The organism is Paracoccus methylarcula (assembly GCF_003007735.2).
Taxonomy (GTDB): domain Bacteria; phylum Pseudomonadota; class Alphaproteobacteria; order Rhodobacterales; family Rhodobacteraceae; genus Paracoccus; species Paracoccus methylarcula.
Genome location: NZ_PXNQ02000005.1, coordinates 70,713 through 88,652 on the forward strand (window position 1 = coordinate 70,713; position 17,940 = coordinate 88,652).

A 17,940-nucleotide genomic window follows, 5' to 3' on the forward strand; every position below is an offset into this window, starting at 1 on the left:
TTCGTAAACCTCTCTATTCGGACTCAGCCGCGCTTCTAGCAGGCGGATTGTTCGGCCTCAATGCTGTGTCCAACCCGAACTGCCGCGCTTTTTATCATTCGCAGGCGAAATGTCCGGTGGCGCGGGCATGTTCTGCCTCGGCTCGTCCTCGACCACGTAATCGCCATCTATTACGCCGTCGCCATAAGGCGGGCGATGCGGTTCCCGGTGTTTTCTTCCATCCATGGAGTTCACATGCGCGACATGAATGCGGCTGGCGAGCTTGCGCATGACCAGTTCGCGTATGCCCGGGATCAACAGCAGCAAGCCGACCGTGTCGGTGAAAAATCCCGGCGTCAGCAGCAGCATGCCCGCGATAACGATCATGACCCCATGCGCCAACGGGCGGGTGGGGTCACGCAGTTCCGCGAAGCTTCGGTTCACCTCGTTCCAGGCCTGGGCCCCCTGACTGCGCATGAGCGTGCTGCCCGCCACGGCGGTCAGCACGACGATCCCCAGGGTCGGCCATAGGCCGATCAGGCCGCCGACCTGTATGAACAGCGCGATCTCGATGATCGGAACAGCAAGGAAAAGCCCGAATAGCCACATATGAATTCCCTTTCCTGCCGAGGCGGCAACTGGACTTGCCCCGGCCTAGTCCCTACATAATGAAGGAGTCCGAAGATACAAACCGATGCGCACAGAATTGAGGTTCCCTGAATGTCAAATCCGATGATCCAGTTGCTTGTTCTGGCCGCGATCGCGATTTTCCTGATTTTGCGGCTGCGCAACGTGCTGGGCACGCGCGACGGGTTTGAGCAGACCAAGCCGGAACCTCCCCGGACGGATCGCCGGACCTTCGAGGTGATCGATGGCAGCGCGAGCGAGATCGATCACGATATAAACGATCATGTCGAGCCTGACAGCCCCAATGCCGATGCCCTCGCCGCGATGAAGCGTGCAGAGCCTTCCTTCGTTGTCGGAGATTTCCTGACCGGTGCAAAATCCGCGCATGAGATGATCCTGCTCGCATTCGAGCGCGGCGATATTTCCGACATACGCCCGTTTCTCGCCGACGAGGTGGCGAGCGCGTTCCAATCGGTTATCGACTCCCGCAATGCTCAAGGCCAGACGGTCGAAGCGCAATATCTGGGAACGCGTGAAACGGCCATTTCAACCGCCGAATTCGACAGGCCGACAGCAACGGCCGAGATCTCGGTGCAATTCGTGGCAGAACTGATCGTCGCGACCCGGGATGCCGGCGGGAATGTCGTCGAGGGCGATCCCAAGGCTTCGCGCAAGCAGCGGGACGTCTGGACCTTCAGCCGCCGCATGGGGCAGGACGACCCGAACTGGCAGCTTGTCGCGACCGGGTGACATGGCACGCCGACGCAGGGGGCTGACGCCCGAGGAGCGGGAGTTATGGTCCCGCGTCACCCGCTCTGCCCAAGCCCTGCATCCTCTCGGAAAAGCCTCCCCTCCCCAGCCGGAGCCGTTGGCCAAGCCGGATCCCGGCACCAGGGCGAAACCGGCCGTGGCGCCGCATTTCCGCATCGGACAATCCGCCCCTCCTCCTCCCAAGGCCATGCATAGCAAGGCGCCCAACCCGGCTGAGAACCTGGCGGAATCGTCGCTGCGTATGGACCACAAGGTCTACAAGCGCATGGCACAGGGCAAGCTGCGCCCGGAAGCCCGTCTCGATTTGCATGGGATGACCCTGGCGGCGGCTCAACCGGAACTGGTCCGCTTCATCCTGTCATGCCACGCGAATGGATTGCGGCTGGTTCTTGTCATAACCGGCAAGGGCCGCGGCGATCACGGCCCCCTGCCCACGCGGCCCGGAGCTCTTCGGCATCAGGTGCCGCACTGGCTGCACGGCGCACCCCTGGGCAGCGTCGTTCAGCAAGTCACCGCCGCGCATTACCGGCATGGCGGCGAGGGTGCCTATTACGTCTATCTGCGGAAATGATCGCCTCAGAGTGAGACATTCGATCTTGGCCCCATGAAATACCAGATGATCAGCCCCAGAATCGGCAGTATCGCGATGATGGCGATCCACAGGATCTTCTTGTTCATCGGTTCATCCGTATTGATAACCTGTGCAATCGCCCAGACATCCAGCACGAAGATGATAATCCCGAACACATAGTCCATTTCCAAGACTCCCGTTTGGCCTGACAGGGAAACACCCGGCCCGCCCATCGGGTTCCTGTCACTGGCCCATGAAGTTTCGGCCCGAAAAGCGAAACCCCGGCGCGTGAGCACCGGGGCATCAGAGAGACAGGGAGATGTGGCCGCATCCACCGACCACTGGGCTTCGACAGCAAAACGCGGCATCGCCCATTCGGTTCCAACCATCCCGTCATTGGTGAAACCTTGCCATCACGCGCGGGTATCCGTCTTCGGATCAGGCGATCAGGCGATAGCTCCGGATTCGGTCACCAATAGCCGGGCATTCGAAGGATCGGGCTCGATCTTCTGGCGCAGGCGATAGATATGGGTTTCCAGCGTGTGGGTCGTCACGCCGGCATTATATCCCCAGACCTCGTGCAGCAGGATATCGCGCGGCACGACGCCGTCCTGTGCGCGGTAAAGGAACTTGAGGATATTGGTTTCCTTCTCGGTCAGCCGGATCTTGCGGTCCTTCTGATCGATCAGCATCTTCATCGCCGGCTTGAACGTATAGGGCCCGAGCTGGAAGATCGCATCCTCGGATTGTTCGTGGGTGCGAAGCTGGGCACGCAGCCGAGCCAGCAGGACCGGGAACTTGAAGGGCTTGGTCACGTAATCATTGGCCCCCGCATCCAGCCCCAGGATCGTATCGGCATCCGTGTCATGGCCGGTCAGCATGACGACCGGGCATTTGACATTCAGCTTGCGCAGCTTCTTGCACAATTCGCGGCCATCGGTATCGGGTAGCCCGACATCGAGAATCACCAGGTCATAGATCGCGTTCTTCGTCGCTTCGACCGCCTCGGCGCCGGTTCCGGCCTCGATCACTTCGAAGTCATCGGTGGCCGCCAGTTGCTCGGCCAATGCTTCGCGAAGATCGTCTTCGTCATCGACCAGCAGGATTTTTTTCAGTCCAGGCATGTTGCCTCCTTTGCGTCATTGCGCAAAGGAGTGGGGACAAGCCTGCGCTCCGTCCAGCTTCATGTCAGAATTCTCACATGGAGTTGTCGGAATAAGGCATTATGTTTCAAAATGTTTCAAAAATGACCCGCCATGAGCCTGATACCGACCCTTGCCGAGACCATCTCCCGCGCCCGCGCAGATCTGCGCATGGGGCTGCCGGTCGTGATTGGCGGCTACCTTGTCGCGGCCGTCGAAACGCTGTCGGCAGAGCGGCTTGCTGATATGCGCGCCCTGGGTCAGGCCGTTCTGGCATTGACCGGCCGCCGGGCCGAAACCCTGAAGGCCCGCGTCTATGACGACGGTCTCGCGCGGGTTCTGGTGCCGCAAGACGGCGATCTGCACTGGCTCAGGGCACTGGCCGATCCTGCGGGCGACCTAATGACCCCGATGAAGGGTCCCCTGCTCACGCAGCGCGGCGGAGAGGTCCAGCCCCATCAGGCCGCGCTCGCATTGGCCAAATCCGCACAGCTTCTGCCCGCGATGCTGATGGTTCCCGCAAAGGCACAGCCCGGCCTGACCGTTCTGGCGGCGGGGCCGGTGCTCGCGCAACTGGCCGGAGAGGCCGCGATGGCGCCGGTTGCCGCCGCCCGGTTGCCGCTCATGGCGGCGGAGCATTCGCGCCTCCATATATTCCGGCCCGATGACGGCGGCACCGAGCATTATGCCATCGAGATCGGCGATCCGCCCCGTGACGCGCCCGTTCTGACCCGGCTGCATTCGGCCTGCTTCACCGGCGATGTGCTCGGCAGCCTGAAATGCGATTGCGGTCCGCAACTTCAATCGGCGCTGATGGCAATGGGGCAGGCCGGGGCCGGTGTGCTGCTTTATCTCAACCAGGAGGGACGGGGGATCGGTCTCGCCAACAAGATGCGCGCCTATGACCTGCAGAACCAGGGTTTCGACACGGTCGAGGCCAATCATCGGTTGGGTTTCGAGGATGACGAGCGCGATTTCCGTATCGGCGCGGCATTGCTGCGGCGGTTGGGTTTCGGCAGCGTGCGCCTGATGACCAACAATCCACGCAAGGTCGAGATGCTGGAAGGTCAGGGGATCGGCGTCACCGAGCGGGTGCCGCTGATCACACCACGTAACCGCTTCAATACCGGTTATCTCGACACCAAGGCCCGAAAATCGGGGCATCTGCTGTGAACCCGAAGGATCTGGTCCTGACGCCTGCGGGGCTCCGCTTTCTCGGACGCATTTTCCCATGCAGCATCGGCAAGACGGGTTTGACGACAACCAAGCGCGAGGGCGACAGCGCCACCCCCGCCGGAACGCATCAGATCACGGGGCTTTGGTATCGCCCGGACCGGATCGCCTGCCCGGCGCCATGGGCGCGTCCCATCGGTCCCGGCGATCTCTGGTGCGATGATCCCGGCCACCCGGCCTATAATCGGCATATCCGCGCTCCGCTGGCAGCGAGCCATGAACGCCTGCGCCGCCCCGATCCCTTGTACGACCTGATCCTGACCACGGACTGGAACTGGCCCGAGGCAATTCCAGGAAGGGGATCCGCCATCTTCCTGCATCAATGGCGCCGCCCCCGTTACGGCACCGAAGGCTGTATCGCCTTTGCGCGCCCTCATCTCATCTGGATCGCCGAGCGCGCGATCCCCGGCACGCGGCTGATCGTGCCGGCCTCGCTTCCTTGCAGCCGGGGAATGCCTCAGCCGTAATCCCGCGCGCCGAAAATGGCCGATCCGACGCGGATATGCGTCGCGCCCTCGGCAATTGCCGCCTCGAAATCCGCGCTCATCCCCATCGACAGCAAATCAAGGCCGCTCTCTTCCGCCAGGCGTCGCAGCAGGCGGAAATGCGGAACCGGATCCTCGCCTTCCGGCGGAATGCACATCAGCCCTCGTGGCGATAGCCCCAGATCCCGGCAGGACGTCATGAATCCGGGCAGATCATCCGCCAGCACCCCGGCCTTTTGCGGCTCGTTCCCGGTATTGACCTGAACGAAGAGTTGCGGGCTTTTCCCCTGCTCGGCAATCTGCGCGGCCAGCTTGCGGGCCAGCGAGATACGGTCCAGCGTATGGATGGCATCGAAAAGCTGCACGGCGGCTTTCGCCTTGTTCGACTGCAACGGGCCGATCATGTGAACCGAAACACCGTTGAAACGATCACGCCAGCCGGGCCATTTGCCCTGCGCCTCCTGCACGTAATTCTCGCCGAAAATGCGCTGCCCCGCGTTCAGCACGGCCTCGACCCGCTCGGCGGGCTGCACCTTGCTGACGGCGATCAGCGTCACCGAGCCGGGTTCGCGCCCGGCCGCCTGCTCAGCCGCGGCAATGCGGCGCTTGATGTCATCCAGTTCCATGATGCGACAAAACAAAAAGAAAAGAGCGGGCGCAAGGCCCGCTCTTTGTAACAATGGTGTTTGTTTCGATCAGAAGTCGAAGCGAACACCCATGTCGGCAGTGACGTTCTCGTTATAATCACGCTGCAGCGAAGCACCAAGACGAGCGCCGCCCAGATCGTAGTTCACGCCGACGCCGAAAGCATTGTCGGTCTCGTTCCAGTCTGCATCGTTGTTGGCGATATAGGCTTCGATCTGAGTCAGACCGTCGGCCAGAGCATAATCACCGTACAGAGCGATGGTGTTGCCGTCATCAGCAGCCGAGTCGTTGCTGGCATCGACATAGTTCAGACCGATACGAGCATTGTCCATGACCGCATAACGGGCACCGACGAAGAACACGTCATTGTCTTCGATGCCTGCGCCATCGGTGACATAGGCAGCCGACAGTTCCAGGCGATCGTTCCAAGTGTAGTCAACCGACAGACCATATTCTTCTTTGGTGCCGAAAGCGACCTCGTTCAGACCGGACTGGTCGGGGTCAACATAGGACCCTTGAACGGTCAGGTTGTCGATTTCATAAAGGACGCGAACGCCAACACGGTCGACATCGGCATAGGCATCCGACTTGTAGCTGAAGAACGACCCTGTGCGGTCACTGAAGCCAACCGAACGGTCAAATGCACCAAGCTCGGTCGCGTAGAGCAGGCCGTTCGAGTCGAACGCGGTATCGACGTTACCAACTTCGACGGTCAGGCCGTTCGAAGTGACATACAATTTACCTGCGTTGGTCGACGCACGATCACCGCGGGTGTTGCTTCCCTGATCCCACTGCAGACGGAAGCGGCCACCGAACTCAACGCCTTGGTCGGTCGAAGTCGACGCGTCGAGGTTCATCCGCAGGCGCGACACGATCTGCGACTCGTTCTCATTCGTGTCGTTTTCATAATAGATCACACCGGTCCGGCCGTAGCCCGAGATGGTCACGTCGGCAGCGGCGACGCCGGCGGTCAGAACCAGCGCGGTGGAGGCGATAAGAGCCTTTTTCATGGTCATGTTCCCTCTTGTCTCTCTGATGCCCAAACCGGCATTACCGCCTTGGGTATGCAATGTGTTTCCTATTTTCACATTCGCGATGCAACGGAATCACCGTTTCCGGTAACTGATTAACGGATTTTGTGATGCACTTGCGCCACACTTCCCGGTTGCACCGTGGCCATCTTGCGGATGCGGGCCCGATCACGCTTTTCCAAGGCGCTTGTCGCAAGGGGGGAATCCGCGCTAAAGCTGCGTTCAACGCGAAGAACCGGGGGATTTCATGAAGACGACAGGCGCAGCGCAACTGATGATCGTTTCCACGCTTTGCCTCGGCCTTGCCGCATGCGGCGGCAACCGTCAGGGCACCACTAGCAACGCCCGGCTTGAACCGGACATGCGTGCCGATGCCCGCCAGACCACGATCTGGGATGTCTTCGGCAACAGGACGAATCCCAACACCACTGTCGCGGTCAACAAATACCTGTGGAATGCCAGCCTCGATGTGCTGAACTTCCTGCCGATCCAATCCGTCGATCCGTTCACCGGGGTCATCGTGACCGGCTATGGCACCCCGCCGGGCGGCGGACGCTCCTATCGCGCCACGGTCAAGATCAGCGATCCGGCGATGGATGCCCGCGCGCTCAAACTGTCGCTGCAGGGTCCGGGCGGCGCGTCGGTCGCTCCGGGAACGGTTCGGGCCGTCGAGGATGCCATCCTGACCCGGGCACGGCAATTGCGTATCCGCGACGGCAGGCTATAGCACCGAGTTGCGCCACTGGACCTGACCTCGCCTGCCGTATACATCCTGCGGCAAGTGAATGACGACGCCCGAGGTCCGATATGCCCTATGATCCCTCCAGCAGCGAAGCCCGATGGCAAAAAGCCTGGGCCGATGCCGGCAGCTTTACCGCCATCCGCGACGAGCGGCCGAAATATTACGTGCTGGAGATGTTCCCCTATCCGTCGGGGCGCATCCATATGGGTCATGTCCGCAATTACACGATGGGCGACGTGGTGGCGCGGTTCAAGCGCGCCCAGGGCTTCAGCGTGCTGCACCCGATGGGCTGGGACGCGTTCGGCATGCCCGCCGAGAACGCCGCGATGGAACAGGGCGGCCATCCGCGCGACTGGACCTATGGCAATATCGCCACCATGCGCGAGCAGCTCAAACCCCTCGGCCTGTCCATCGACTGGAGCCGGGAATTCGCTACCTGCGACGACGATTATGTCGCGCAGCAGCAGGCTTTGTTCCTGGATTTCCTTGATGCCGGGCTGATCACCCGCAAATCGGCCATGGTCAACTGGGATCCGGTCGACATGACCGTGCTGGCCAATGAACAGGTGATCGACGGCAAGGGCTGGCGCTCGGGCGCGCCGGTCGAGCGAAAGGAACTGACGCAATGGTTCTTTCGCATCTCGGATTATTCCGAGGAATTGCTGGACGCGCTGGACGGGCTGAAAGGCTGGCCCGACAAGGTGCGGCTGATGCAGCAGAACTGGATCGGCAAGTCGCGCGGGCTGCAATTCGGCTTTGCCACCGAGGATGCTCCCGAAGGTTTGATTCCATCGAGGTCTACACGACCCGGCCCGACACGCTGATGGGGGCGTCTTTCCTGGCCTTGTCGCCGGATCATCCGATGATCAGGGCATTGGCAAGGGACAACGCGGATATCGCGCCTTCTGCGAGGAATGCCGCCGCATCGGCACTACGGAAGAGGCGATCGAGACCGCGCCCAAGATGGGTTTCGACACCGGGCTGACCGTTCGCCACCCGCTTGATCCGGAATGGAAACTGCCGATCTGGATCGCGAATTTCGTGCTGATGGATTACGGGACCGGCGCGATCTTCGGCTCGCCCGCCCATGACGAGCGCGACCATGAATTCGCCAGCAAATACGGCCTGCCGATCCGCGCGACCTTCGGTGAACGCGGCATGGATCTGGCCCAGGCCGATGCGATGGTCGCCAAGGCGCCCTATGTCCCGCTGAAATCCGAGCCCGTCACCTATGTCCGCGGTTTCGCGGGCGAGACGGATCAGACAGGAGAGGCGGCCGTCGACGCTGCCATCGCCCATGCCGAAGCGAACGGCTATGGCGAGGGCGTGACGAAATTCCGCCTGCGTGACTGGGGCATCTCCCGTCAACGCTATTGGGGCTGCCCGATTCCGGTCGTGCATTGCGAGGCTTGCGGCACGGTGCCCGAGGCAAAGGAGAACCTGCCGGTATTGCTGCCGCAGGATGTCAGCTTCGATCAGCCGGGCAATCCGCTGGACCGGCACTCGGCATGGCGGCAAGCCACCTGTCCGAAATGCGGGGGCAAAGCCCTGCGCGAAACCGATACGATGGATACATTCGTGGATTCCTCGTGGTATTACGCCCGCTTCACATCGCCCCATGCGGATAAGCCGACGGCACGGGCGGATGCCGATTACTGGATGAACGTGGACCAGTATATCGGCGGAATCGAACACGCGATCCTGCACCTGCTCTATTCCCGCTTCTTCGCCCGAGCGATGGTCAAGACGGGTCATCTGCCCGAGGCGGCGAAAGAGCCTTTCGATGCGCTGTTCACCCAGGGCATGGTGACGCATGAGATCTACCGGACCCACGACCAACGCGGGCGCCCGGTCTATCACTTGCCCGAGGACGTGACCGACGGGAAGCTGGCGGATGGAACCGAGGTCGAGATCGTTCCTTCGGCCAAGATGTCGAAATCCAAGAAGAATGTGGTCGATCCGGTCAATATCGTGTCCAGCTTTGGCGCCGATACCGCGCGCTGGTTCATGCTGTCCGACAGCCCGCCCGAGCGTGACGTGGAATGGACCGCTGCAGGGGCCGAGGCCGCCAGCAAGTTCCTGTCCCGCGTCTATCGGCTGGCCGAGGAAAGCGGCGATGGCAGTGACGATCCCGAACTGGCACGCGCCGCGCATCGGGCAATTGCCGATGTGACGAAATCAATCGAGGGATTCGCGTTCAACAAGGCCGTGGCCAAGCTGTATGAACTGGCCAATGCCGTAGGCAAATCCCGGGCAGGTGGTGAGGCGCGAAAGGCGGTGCTGCGGATCATGGCGCAGCTGATGGCGCCGATGGTGCCGCATCTGGCCGAGGAGGTCTGGTCAATGGCGGGCGGTCAGGGCATGGTTGTCGATGCCGGATGGCCCCAACCGGATCCGGCGATGCTGGAGGATGATACCGTGACCCTGCCCATCCAGATCAATGGCAAGCGCCGGGCCGAGATCAGCGTGGCCAAGGACATGCCCAAGGATCAGATCGAGGCGCTGGTGCTGGCGGATGATACCGTGAAACGGTTCCTCGACGGCGCCGCACCGAAAAAGCTGATCGTCGTCCCGGGACGGATCGTCAATGTCGTCGCCTGACCTCCTTCCCCGCCGCGCCGTCCTCTTGACGGTGCTGGCCCTGGGCGCCTGCGGGCTGACCCCGGTCTACGGGCCGGGCGGGGCCGGCGACAGGCTGCTTGGCAAGATCCGGCCCCGCGATCCGAAGACCTACGAGGATTTCGCCTTCAATCGCCGATTGGCTGAAAGGCTGGGACCGGACGGGCAAGCGCCTTTCGATCTTGACTACCTGATCAGCATCGGCGTGGTGCCGCAAGCGATCACGACCGATGAGGTCACCACCCGCTACTCGCTGAACGGAACTGCGGATTTCTCGCTCAAGGACAGATCCGGCAAGGTGCTGGTATCGGGACGGGTCAGCAGCTTTACCTCTTACTCGACCACCGAAACCACCATCGCAACGCTCAGCGCCGAGCGCGATGCGCGGGAACGCTTGGCCCGAATGCTCGCCGATCAGGTGGTCACACGCCTGCTGGCTGCCTCCGACACATTGCCCGAAACATGAATCTCAAGGGCGGAGAAATCGCCCGGTACCTTGCGCGACCCGATCCGTCGCGGCCCGCATTGCTGATCTACGGTCAGGATGCGATGCGGGTGGCCCTGAAGCGGGCCGAAGCGGTTGCCTCGCTGGTTGGCGAGAATGCCGAGGAAGAGATGCGGCTGACCCGGCTGGCCGGGGCGGGGCTGAAAAAGGATCCCGCAACCCTGATGGACGCCATCAAGGAAGTCGGCTTCTTTCCCGGCCCGCGCGTCGTGTTGGTCGAGGACACACCCGATAGCGGGACCGAAGCGATCCGCGCCGCTTTGGAGGCATGGCAGCCCGGTGACGCGGTGATCGTGGTGACCGCCGGCGGATTGGCGAAATCCTCGGCCCTTCGCAAATTGTTCGAGCCGCACAAGCAGGCCGTCGCCGCACCGATCTATGACGATCCGCCCGGCGAGGAAGAAATCACCCGGTGGCTGGAGGCCTCTGGCCTGCGCGAGGTGCCGCGCGATGCGATGCGCGATCTGATGACATTGGCCCGCGCCCTGGATCCCGGTGACATGCGCCAGACAATCGAGAAGATCGGGCTTTACAAATACGGCGATTCGACGCCCTTGACCCCCGCCGAAATCGCCCTGAGCGCGCCCGCAACCATCGAAGCGGAAATCGACGAGTTGCTGCATGTGGTGGCCGAGGGACGATCGGACGAATTCGGCCCCCTGATGCGGCGAATCGAAGGACAGGGCATAACACCGGTCAGCCTGTGCATTGCCGCGCTCAGGCATTTCCGGGCCTTGCATATGGCCGCGGCCGACCCGCAAGGGCCTGGAGCCGGCCTGTCACGGATGCGCCCTCCGGTTTTCGGCCCCCGGCGCGAGCGAATGGCCCGTCAGGCCCAGAACTGGGGCATGGCCCCGCTGGAAGAAGCGGTTTCGCAACTGCTGACCACCGACCTGACATTGCGAAGCTCCAGCCGGGCGCCGCAGATGGCCCTGGTGGAGCGGACATTGATCCGGTTGGCGATGAGCCATCGGGGCAGGCGGTGACCGAGCAGGTCGATGCGCTGGTCATCGGCGCCGGACCTGCCGGGTTGATGGCTGCCGAGAAGCTTGCCGAAGCCGGACGGCATGTCGTGATTGCCGAGGCCATGCCGACACCCGCCCGGAAATTCCTGATGGCGGGCAAATCGGGACTCAACCTGACCAAGGACGAGCCGATGCCGGATTTCATCGGGCGTTTCAGTGGCGGTGCCCGTGAGGCATTGGGATATTGGGATACCGGGGAACCCGATTTCGGACCAAGCGAGGTCATGCACTGGGCCGAAGGGCTGGGGATCGAGCTGTTCACCGGCTCGACCCGGCGTGTGTTTCCGGTCGGCATGAAAGCGTCGCCGATGCTGCGCGCCTGGCTGGCGCGATTGCGCGCGGCGGGGGTAGAATTGCGGACGCGCTGGAAATGGGTTGGTCTCGGGGACGGCTTCCGGTTCTCGACTCCCGATGGCGACAGGGTGCTGAACCCGTCTGCAACGGTCCTGGCCCTGGGTGGCGCGAGCTGGCCGCGCTTGGGTTCCGATGCTGGCTGGAAACCCCTGCTGGAGGCCGCCGGGGTGGAGCTTACCCGGTTCCAGCCCGCGAATATGGGGCTGCGGGTCCATTGGTCGGACGCCATGGACCGGCATTTCGGATCGGCCGTCAAAGGGGTCGCGATCCATGCCGGAACCCAAGTTTCCCGGGGGGAATGGGTCATCACCCGCTCCGGCATCGAGGGCGGCGGGGTTTACGAGGTTGCCGCCCGGATCCGGGACGGGATGGAGGCGAAAGTCGATCTGTTTCCGGATCTGGATGAAAGCGCCGTGGAGCAGCGCTTTGCAAGGCCCAAGGGCAAGCTTTCGATCGGCAACTGGCTGCGCCGGGTGCTTGGTGAACCGGTCAAGATCGCGCTGTTGCTGGAATGGGGTCGGCCCTGGCCCATGACGGCATCGCATTGGGCGAAACGTGCCAAGGCCCTGCCGCTGCGCCATGACGGCCCGATGGGGTTGGAGCAGGCGATCTCGACCGCCGGAGGCATTTCCGAAAGCGCCATAACGGCCGATTTGCAATTGCGGGCACTTCCCGGTGTTTTCGTCGCCGGGGAAATGCTGGATTGGGAGGCGCCGACCGGTGGTTACCTGATTACCGGATGCCTCGCCACCGGGCGGAGAGCGGGACAGGCGGCTGCCATCTATCTCGACAGGACCGAGCAAGCTGACGGCTGGTCACGGTAGCGGCTCAGTCGTCCGAAACCTTCAGGACGATCTTGCCGATATGCCCGCTGCTCTCCATCCGGCGATGAGCATCGGCAGCATCCTTCAGGGCGAATTCGCTGTCGATGGTTACATTCACCGCGCCTGATTCGATCAATGGCCAGAGCCGGTCGCGCAGCACTTGCGCGATCTCGGCTTTGGCCGTGTCAGATTGCGGACGCAGGGTCGATCCGGTGACGGTCAATCGTTTCACCATGATCTGGGCGAAATTCTGCTCGACCTTGGGACCTTCGAGAAAGGCGATCATGACCAACCGGCCGTCATTTGCCAATGCCCTGATATTACGCGAGATATAGCTTCCGCCGACCATGTCGAGGATCAGGTCGGCACCACCTTCAGCAGTCACCTTCTCGACGAAATCCTCTTCCCGGTAATTGATCGCGTTCGCGCCGATCTTGCTGATCGCCGCGCATTTCTCGTCGCTTCCGGCGGTCGCCCAAACGCGCGCGCCAAGCGCACGCGCGATCTGGATCGCCATCATGCCGATGCCGGAGGTGCCACCATGAACCAGAAACCGCTCCCCTGCCTGCAACCCGCCACGGGTCACGACATTGGACCACACGGTGAAAGCCGTTTCGGGCAGGCAGGCGGCTTCGCGCAGGTCCATGCCCCGGGGAATCGCCAACGCATGATCGGCATTGCAGACCGCATATTCCGCATAGCCGCCTCCCGGCAGCAGGGCAGTCACCTTGTCGCCCTTGCGCCAGCGGGTAACCCCGGCACCGATCCCGACGACCTCACCCGACGCCTCCAGCCCCGGCAAGTCCGAAGCGCCCGGCGGGGGCGCATAGGCACCCCGGCGCTGCAGGACATCCGGGCGGTTCACACCGGCATAGGCGATCTTGACCAGGATCTGATCGTGCCCCGGCACCGGTACGGGCCGTCCGGTCACTCGCAATGCATCCGCGTCACCCGGCGTGGCGATCTCGATAGCTTCATCGTGTCGGAGAACATGGCGCTTCCCTATCTTGTCTGCATCTTTCCAGGCAGGTTACGTCGGCGTGGCGCACGTATCCAGCCGAAAGCCAGATCGCCAAGCGACGCGGCGCCCGGAATCCTGCGCAACGATGCCTTGGCTTTCTCGAACCGCATCACCCCGTCGATCCTGCGGTCAAGAAAAGCCCGGGTCTCTGCCTGATGCGCGGATGCGTCTCCCAGCCAGAACAGGACCGTCGCCCCGATCACCGCCGATAACGTCGCACGCTTCGTATACCAATTCGCGTCATCCGAGCGGTCGCCAAGCCCGGACCAGATCGTATCCGCCGTCTCCCATAGCAGGCGTGTCCCGAGCGCCGCATGTCCCGGCAGCGCCAGCGTTGCGGCTCCGGCGCGCACCAGCTCGGGCTGCACCAGCGAAAGACGGTGCCAGACTGCCTCCGCTATCCGGTCGCGAAAGCGCTCCTGCGGTGGCATGGTCTCCATCCATTCACGCAACCGGGCATCCGCCCGGCGGTGATAAGCCGCGGCCAGCCCGGCTCCGCCTTGCGGAAAATGCACGCGAGCCAGTGATTCGGGCATATGGATATCCGCGGCCCCCGCCAGCAGGGCACGATCGTTCATTCCCTCGAACGGAACATGGTCAAGGGCCGCATTCAGCAGGGCTTCGCGATCTGTTTGCATGGTTTCCGGGCCTTTATCTGGACAAGGATGCGCTTCGCTGCTAGAAGAGCGCCTCCTGCAATCAGATCAACTCTAACCTAGGAAGGTGGTGACAACCACATGCAGGTCAATGTTCGCGACAATAATGTCGAACAGGCGCTTCGTGCCCTGAAGAAAAAACTTCAGCGCGAAGGTGTATTCCGCGAGATGAAGCTTCGGCAACATTTCGAGAAGCCGTCGGTCAAGAAAGCCCGTGAAAAGGCCGAGGCCGTTCGCCGTGCCCGCAAGCTGGCCCGTAAAAAGGCACAGCGCGAAGGCGCACTGTAAGACAACGCGATCACGCGTATTCAGCGACCCCCGCAGCCTTGCTGCGGGGGTCTGCCTTTGAAAGCGGCGGCTTTCGTTCAGGAATTGTCTCTGGCTTGAACCCTCCGCACCGCTTCGCGGTCCTGGCAACGCGCGACCCATGCATCAATGGCCGGAGTCGATGGCAATTGATCCCCGAACCAGGCGAAAGGCCCGGAACAGAGCAGGTCAACCGCGCTGAAATTCTCGCCCAGAAGATAGGGCTGCTTGCCGAGCACCTCGTCCAACCGTGTCAGCATCGTATCGTAGTCGCGCAGTGACGACTCGATGGCGGGATGGCTGAGCTGCACGAAATGCAGGATCGCGACGGGCTCCATCACCCCCTGGTAATAGAACAGCCAAGACAGGTATTCGCCCCGCTGCGGATCCCGACAGAGCGGCCTAGCCCGCTTTCGGGGAACATATCCGTCAGATAGGCGATGATCGCACCGCGTTCCCGGATATAGTCGCTTTCATTGACGAGATACGGCACCTTGCCCTCGGGATGCGGGTTCCGGGGATCGCGGCTGCCCGAGCCATCCTGCCGGGGGATGGTGACAGAAACGATATCGACCTGGTCGGTCAGCCCCATCTCCTCGATCAACTGGACGATGCCGGTCGAGCGGCTGTTGGGAGCATGATAGAGCGTCGGCATGGGTTGTCTCCTTGGCAAATGATGTTCAAGGATTAACGGACCCCCACTGACAGAAAGAGGCAGCATGGCCCGAACCGATCGCCTGATGCGTCTTATGGATCTGCTACGCCGGCTTCCGGCACCCGTCACCGCCACAAGATTGGCCGAGGAAACCGGCGTTTCACGGCGCCAGCTTTATCGTGACATCGCAACGCTGAGGGCCGGCGGCGCGCTGATCGATGGCGAAGCCGGGCTGGGCTATACCCTGACCGAAGATCCCGCGCTGCCGCCGCAAAGCTTCTCGCGTCTCGAGATCGAGGCGCTGCGGCTGGCGGTCGATGCGCTCGGCCGCATCGGTGACCCGGACCTGAACTCGGCGGCACATGACGCGCTCGCCCGCATCATCGCCACATTGCCCGAGCGCCAGTCACGGCAGGCCCTGCACGCCGTCATGCGCAGCTTTGACACCGGCCCGGAACGCGCGCCGCCACGGATAGATCTCTCCGTGATCCGTTCAGCATGCTGGGATGAGATGGAGCTTGAGATAGACTATATCGACCTCAAGGGTGCACCGACGCGCCGGCCGATCTGGCCGCTTGGCCTGTCATATTCGCAGCATACATTGATGCTCCTGGCCTATTGCCGCTTGCGGATGGATTTTCGCGTGTTCCATGTCAATCGCATCGAGACCCTGCGCAGCACGGGTAACAGCTTTCGCCCGCATCGCGTGGTGCTGGTTCGCGAATATGCCGCCACGCGCAAGGCGCATCCGGTTCGCGCGTGACGATCACGCCGCGACCGGATGGAAAATCGCCGTCGCCGGATCGCAGGAATAATGTCTTGTATACTGCGGCGCATTTCTTGCCAGATCGCAAATAGCGTCGAGGATCGCGTCAATATCGGCCTCGGGGGCTGCCCAGCACAGGTTCAAGCGCACAAAGCCGGGTTTCTCCACCTCCTCGCCCCGCAGGATCGCTGCTCGCAATCGGGCCGATGTTTCCTCGTCTATGTTCAACAACCGATGGACATAGGGCCCGGCACAGGCACAGCCACCGCGCGCCTGAACCCCATGGAGATCGGACAGCATCCGGGTCGCAAGTTGCTGATGGATGAAGCCGCCCCGACCGTCGCGGACTCGAAACGCGAGGATCGGCAGTCGCCCCGCCGTCGGATGCCCAAGCATCTGCAACTCGGCAACCGAATCCAGGCACGCCGCCTTGTTCAGCCAACGGGAATGGATTTCGTCGATCTGCCGCTGCCCTATCGCATCTTTCAGCGCAAAGACCATGGCCGCCCGGATATCGCCGATCACATTGGGCGTTCCGCTTTCCTCTCTTGCCTCGACGGCCGACGCATAATCGTGGCCTGCAGCATTGACGAAGCGAACCGTGCCGCCACCCGGATGGGTCGGCCGCGTCGCTCTCACGGAATCGCGGCGCAGGATCATGACCCCGGATGCCCCCGGTCCACCGATGAACTTGTGGGGAGAGGCAACAACAGCGTCCATTCCCAGCCCCATGTCGATTGGCAGATATGGCGCGCCGCCCGCATAGTCCCACAGGATCTTGGCGCCGTTTTGCTTCATCAGCCGCGTTACCGCAGCCACGTCCGTGACCACCCCCGTGACATTGGAGGCCGCCGAGAACGCGCCAAGAATAGGCCCGCCACGATCGAGCTCCGCCTGGATGGCAGACAGGTCCGGACCGCCATTCTGCGCTTCGGGTATCTCCACCACCCTTGCGCCGCTTTCACGCCAAGGCAGGATATTGGAATGATGCTCATATGGGCCGATCAGGACCGTCCATCCCGGCCCGATACCGAATATGTGAACCAGCCGATTCAGAGCAGCGGTTGCGCCGGAGCCGGTAAAAACAACCGCATGTTCATCGCCACCGCCAGTGCAGCGCAGGATCTCGGCCCGCGCGGCTCGCCGCAGGCGGGTCATCATGCCGCCGCAATGGCTGGCCTCGGTATGGCTGTTGGCATACCAGGGCAGCACCTCTTCGATGATGGTCTCCTCGACCTGGCGCAGGGCACGCCCCGAGGCGACGTAATCGGCATAGATCAATCGGCGTGGACCGAATGGTCCCGAGATCACCGCATCGCGGCCGATCAACCCCTCATCCAGCGCCCGGACATCGCCCAAACCTTCCCGGAATTTTTCGAAGAAATTCACGTGTCACCTCCGTCGTTCTCTATAGAATGACACGTGATCTTGCGAATGATGTGCTGTTTATTTCTGGTTTTCTCATAAATTTTGTGTCAATTGATCGGTGTTATGTCAGATTTAGATCAGATCGACCACGATATCCTGAAGGCGCTGCAACAGGACGCCTCCCTGTCGCAACGCGAATTGGCAGAACGAATCGGATTGTCGCAGAATGCCTGTTGGCGGCGATTGCAAAAGCTGACCGAAGCCGGGATCCTGCGGGGAAGCCGCGCTTCCATCGATGCCGCACAGGCCGGGTTGCATCTGACCGTGTTCGTGATGATCCGGACCCGGCATCATGATGATGCCTGGGCCCATCGCTTTCGCGCCCGCGTCGAATCGATACCGGAAATCACCGAGTTTCACCGGATCGGCGGCGAGTGGGATTATATGGCCAAGCTGGTGACCACATCGATGAGCGGTTATGACCGATGCTACAAGGCACTGATCGAGGACATGAATCTCGAACGTGTCACCGGCGTGTTCTCGATGGAGACCATATTCGAGGGCCGTCCCCTGCGATTGCCGTGACAAACCCGCCAGGGGTCAGATCAAGAAAAA

At 62.2% G+C, this 17,940-nt stretch carries 20 protein-coding genes and 2 pseudogenes; 12 read left to right on the forward strand and 10 right to left on the reverse strand.

Annotation, left to right across the window (positions count from 1 at the left end; genetic code table 11):
* Positions 1-57: 57 nt before the first annotated feature.
* Entirely contained in the window at positions 58-588 is a 531-nt protein-coding gene (locus A7A09_RS09260) for an FxsA family protein (protein ID WP_106691138.1), read from the reverse strand.
* A 111-nt stretch (positions 589-699) separates the two neighbouring features.
* Between A7A09_RS09260 and A7A09_RS09265 the strand changes: the two genes are divergently transcribed.
* Positions 700-1,356, forward strand: a complete 657-nt coding sequence (locus A7A09_RS09265; RefSeq protein WP_106691139.1) for a Tim44/TimA family putative adaptor protein — start codon at positions 700-702, stop codon at positions 1,354-1,356.
* 1 nt (position 1,357) lies between these two features.
* On the forward strand, positions 1,358-1,948 hold the full coding sequence (locus A7A09_RS09270) for a Smr/MutS family protein (RefSeq protein WP_106691140.1): 591 nt from the start codon (positions 1,358-1,360) through the stop codon (positions 1,946-1,948).
* Positions 1,949-1,953: 5 nt separating this feature from the next.
* On the opposite strand, the gene A7A09_RS21420 is transcribed toward A7A09_RS09270, so the two are convergent.
* Positions 1,954-2,337, reverse strand: a complete 384-nt coding sequence (locus A7A09_RS21420) for a PLDc N-terminal domain-containing protein (RefSeq protein ID WP_245999248.1) — start codon at positions 2,335-2,337, stop codon at positions 1,954-1,956.
* Positions 2,338-2,386: 49 nt separating this feature from the next.
* Positions 2,387-3,072 (reverse strand): annotated as a pseudogene (locus tag A7A09_RS09280) (response regulator transcription factor).
* 132 nt (positions 3,073-3,204) lie between these two features.
* Between A7A09_RS09280 and ribA the strand changes: the two are divergent.
* Both ribA and A7A09_RS09290 read left to right on the forward strand, forming a co-directional pair.
* Positions 3,205-4,263 carry a GTP cyclohydrolase II gene (gene ribA / locus A7A09_RS09285; RefSeq protein ID WP_106691143.1) on the forward strand — a complete coding sequence of 353 codons (1,059 nt, stop codon included), beginning with the start codon at positions 3,205-3,207 and terminating at the stop codon, positions 4,261-4,263.
* Positions 4,260-4,790: a L,D-transpeptidase family protein gene (locus A7A09_RS09290; RefSeq protein ID WP_106691144.1), complete on the forward strand. Its 531-nt coding sequence runs from the start codon at positions 4,260-4,262 to the stop codon at positions 4,788-4,790. Before ribA ends, A7A09_RS09290 begins: the two co-directional genes overlap by 4 nt.
* Here the strand turns inward: A7A09_RS09290 and A7A09_RS09295 are convergent.
* Together A7A09_RS09295 and A7A09_RS09300 are read right to left on the reverse strand one after the other, a co-directional pair.
* Positions 4,781-5,434 carry a YggS family pyridoxal phosphate-dependent enzyme gene (locus tag A7A09_RS09295; protein ID WP_106691145.1) on the reverse strand — a complete coding sequence of 218 codons (654 nt, stop codon included), beginning with the start codon at positions 5,432-5,434 and terminating at the stop codon, positions 4,781-4,783. The genes A7A09_RS09290 and A7A09_RS09295 overlap by 10 nt on opposite strands.
* A 69-nt stretch (positions 5,435-5,503) precedes the next feature.
* Positions 5,504-6,469 carry a porin gene (locus A7A09_RS09300; protein WP_106691146.1) on the reverse strand — a complete coding sequence of 322 codons (966 nt, stop codon included), beginning with the start codon at positions 6,467-6,469 and terminating at the stop codon, positions 5,504-5,506.
* Between the two features lie 262 nt (positions 6,470-6,731).
* Between A7A09_RS09300 and A7A09_RS09305 the strand changes: the two genes are divergently transcribed.
* The 5 genes and pseudogenes from A7A09_RS09305 (at position 6,732) to A7A09_RS09325 (ending at position 12,553) form a co-directional block, all read left to right on the forward strand.
* Positions 6,732-7,211 (forward strand): DUF3576 domain-containing protein, encoded by a 480-nt coding sequence (locus A7A09_RS09305; RefSeq protein WP_106691147.1) that lies wholly within the window; start codon positions 6,732-6,734, stop codon positions 7,209-7,211.
* 80 nt (positions 7,212-7,291) lie between these two features.
* Positions 7,292-9,827 (forward strand): annotated as a pseudogene (gene leuS / locus A7A09_RS09310) (leucine--tRNA ligase).
* Positions 9,814-10,311, forward strand: a complete 498-nt coding sequence (gene lptE, locus A7A09_RS09315; RefSeq protein WP_106691148.1) for an LPS assembly lipoprotein LptE — start codon at positions 9,814-9,816, stop codon at positions 10,309-10,311. Before leuS ends, lptE begins: the two are co-directional and overlap by 14 nt.
* The gene (holA, locus tag A7A09_RS09320; RefSeq protein ID WP_106691149.1) at positions 10,308-11,336 is read left to right on the forward strand and encodes a DNA polymerase III subunit delta; all 1,029 of its coding nucleotides are present in this window, start codon (positions 10,308-10,310) and stop codon (positions 11,334-11,336) included. Before lptE ends, holA begins: the two co-directional genes overlap by 4 nt.
* On the forward strand, positions 11,333-12,553 hold the full coding sequence (locus tag A7A09_RS09325) for a BaiN/RdsA family NAD(P)/FAD-dependent oxidoreductase (RefSeq protein WP_170167063.1): 1,221 nt from the start codon (positions 11,333-11,335) through the stop codon (positions 12,551-12,553). Before holA ends, A7A09_RS09325 begins: the two co-directional genes overlap by 4 nt.
* A gap of 4 nt (positions 12,554-12,557) precedes the next feature.
* Here the strand turns inward: A7A09_RS09325 and A7A09_RS09330 are convergent, their stop codons facing one another.
* Both A7A09_RS09330 and A7A09_RS09335 read right to left on the reverse strand, forming a co-directional pair.
* On the reverse strand, positions 12,558-13,559 hold the full coding sequence (locus A7A09_RS09330; protein ID WP_106691150.1) for an NAD(P)H-quinone oxidoreductase: 1,002 nt from the start codon (positions 13,557-13,559) through the stop codon (positions 12,558-12,560).
* Entirely contained in the window at positions 13,556-14,212 is a 657-nt protein-coding gene (locus tag A7A09_RS09335) for a COQ9 family protein (protein WP_106691151.1), read from the reverse strand. The genes A7A09_RS09330 and A7A09_RS09335 overlap by 4 nt, the downstream gene beginning before the upstream one ends.
* A gap of 99 nt (positions 14,213-14,311) precedes the next feature.
* Between A7A09_RS09335 and rpsU the strand changes: the two genes are divergently transcribed.
* On the forward strand, positions 14,312-14,518 hold the full coding sequence (gene rpsU / locus A7A09_RS09340; protein ID WP_022705914.1) for a 30S ribosomal protein S21: 207 nt from the start codon (positions 14,312-14,314) through the stop codon (positions 14,516-14,518).
* A gap of 77 nt (positions 14,519-14,595) precedes the next feature.
* Here rpsU and A7A09_RS22075 read toward each other — a convergent pair whose 3' ends face one another.
* Together A7A09_RS22075 and A7A09_RS22080 are read right to left on the reverse strand one after the other, a co-directional pair.
* A complete protein-coding gene (locus A7A09_RS22075; protein WP_366465749.1) occupies positions 14,596-14,874 on the reverse strand; it encodes a glutathione binding-like protein in 279 nt (92 codons plus the stop codon).
* The gene (locus tag A7A09_RS22080; RefSeq protein WP_366465751.1) at positions 14,874-15,191 is read right to left on the reverse strand and encodes a glutathione S-transferase N-terminal domain-containing protein; all 318 of its coding nucleotides are present in this window, start codon (positions 15,189-15,191) and stop codon (positions 14,874-14,876) included. The genes A7A09_RS22075 and A7A09_RS22080 overlap by 1 nt, the downstream gene beginning before the upstream one ends.
* 64 nt (positions 15,192-15,255) lie before the next feature.
* Here A7A09_RS22080 and A7A09_RS09350 point away from each other — a divergent pair, with 64 nt between their 5' ends.
* The gene (locus A7A09_RS09350) at positions 15,256-15,954 is read left to right on the forward strand and encodes a helix-turn-helix transcriptional regulator (protein ID WP_106691152.1); all 699 of its coding nucleotides are present in this window, start codon (positions 15,256-15,258) and stop codon (positions 15,952-15,954) included.
* Between the two features lie 3 nt (positions 15,955-15,957).
* Here the strand turns inward: A7A09_RS09350 and A7A09_RS09355 are convergent, their stop codons facing one another.
* Positions 15,958-17,346 (reverse strand): aminotransferase class V-fold PLP-dependent enzyme, encoded by a 1,389-nt coding sequence (locus tag A7A09_RS09355; RefSeq protein WP_106691153.1) that lies wholly within the window; start codon positions 17,344-17,346, stop codon positions 15,958-15,960.
* A gap of 102 nt (positions 17,347-17,448) precedes the next feature.
* Here A7A09_RS09355 and A7A09_RS09360 point away from each other — a divergent pair, with 102 nt between their 5' ends.
* Entirely contained in the window at positions 17,449-17,910 is a 462-nt protein-coding gene (locus A7A09_RS09360; protein WP_106691154.1) for an Lrp/AsnC family transcriptional regulator, read from the forward strand.
* Positions 17,911-17,940: the final 30 nt, after the last annotated feature.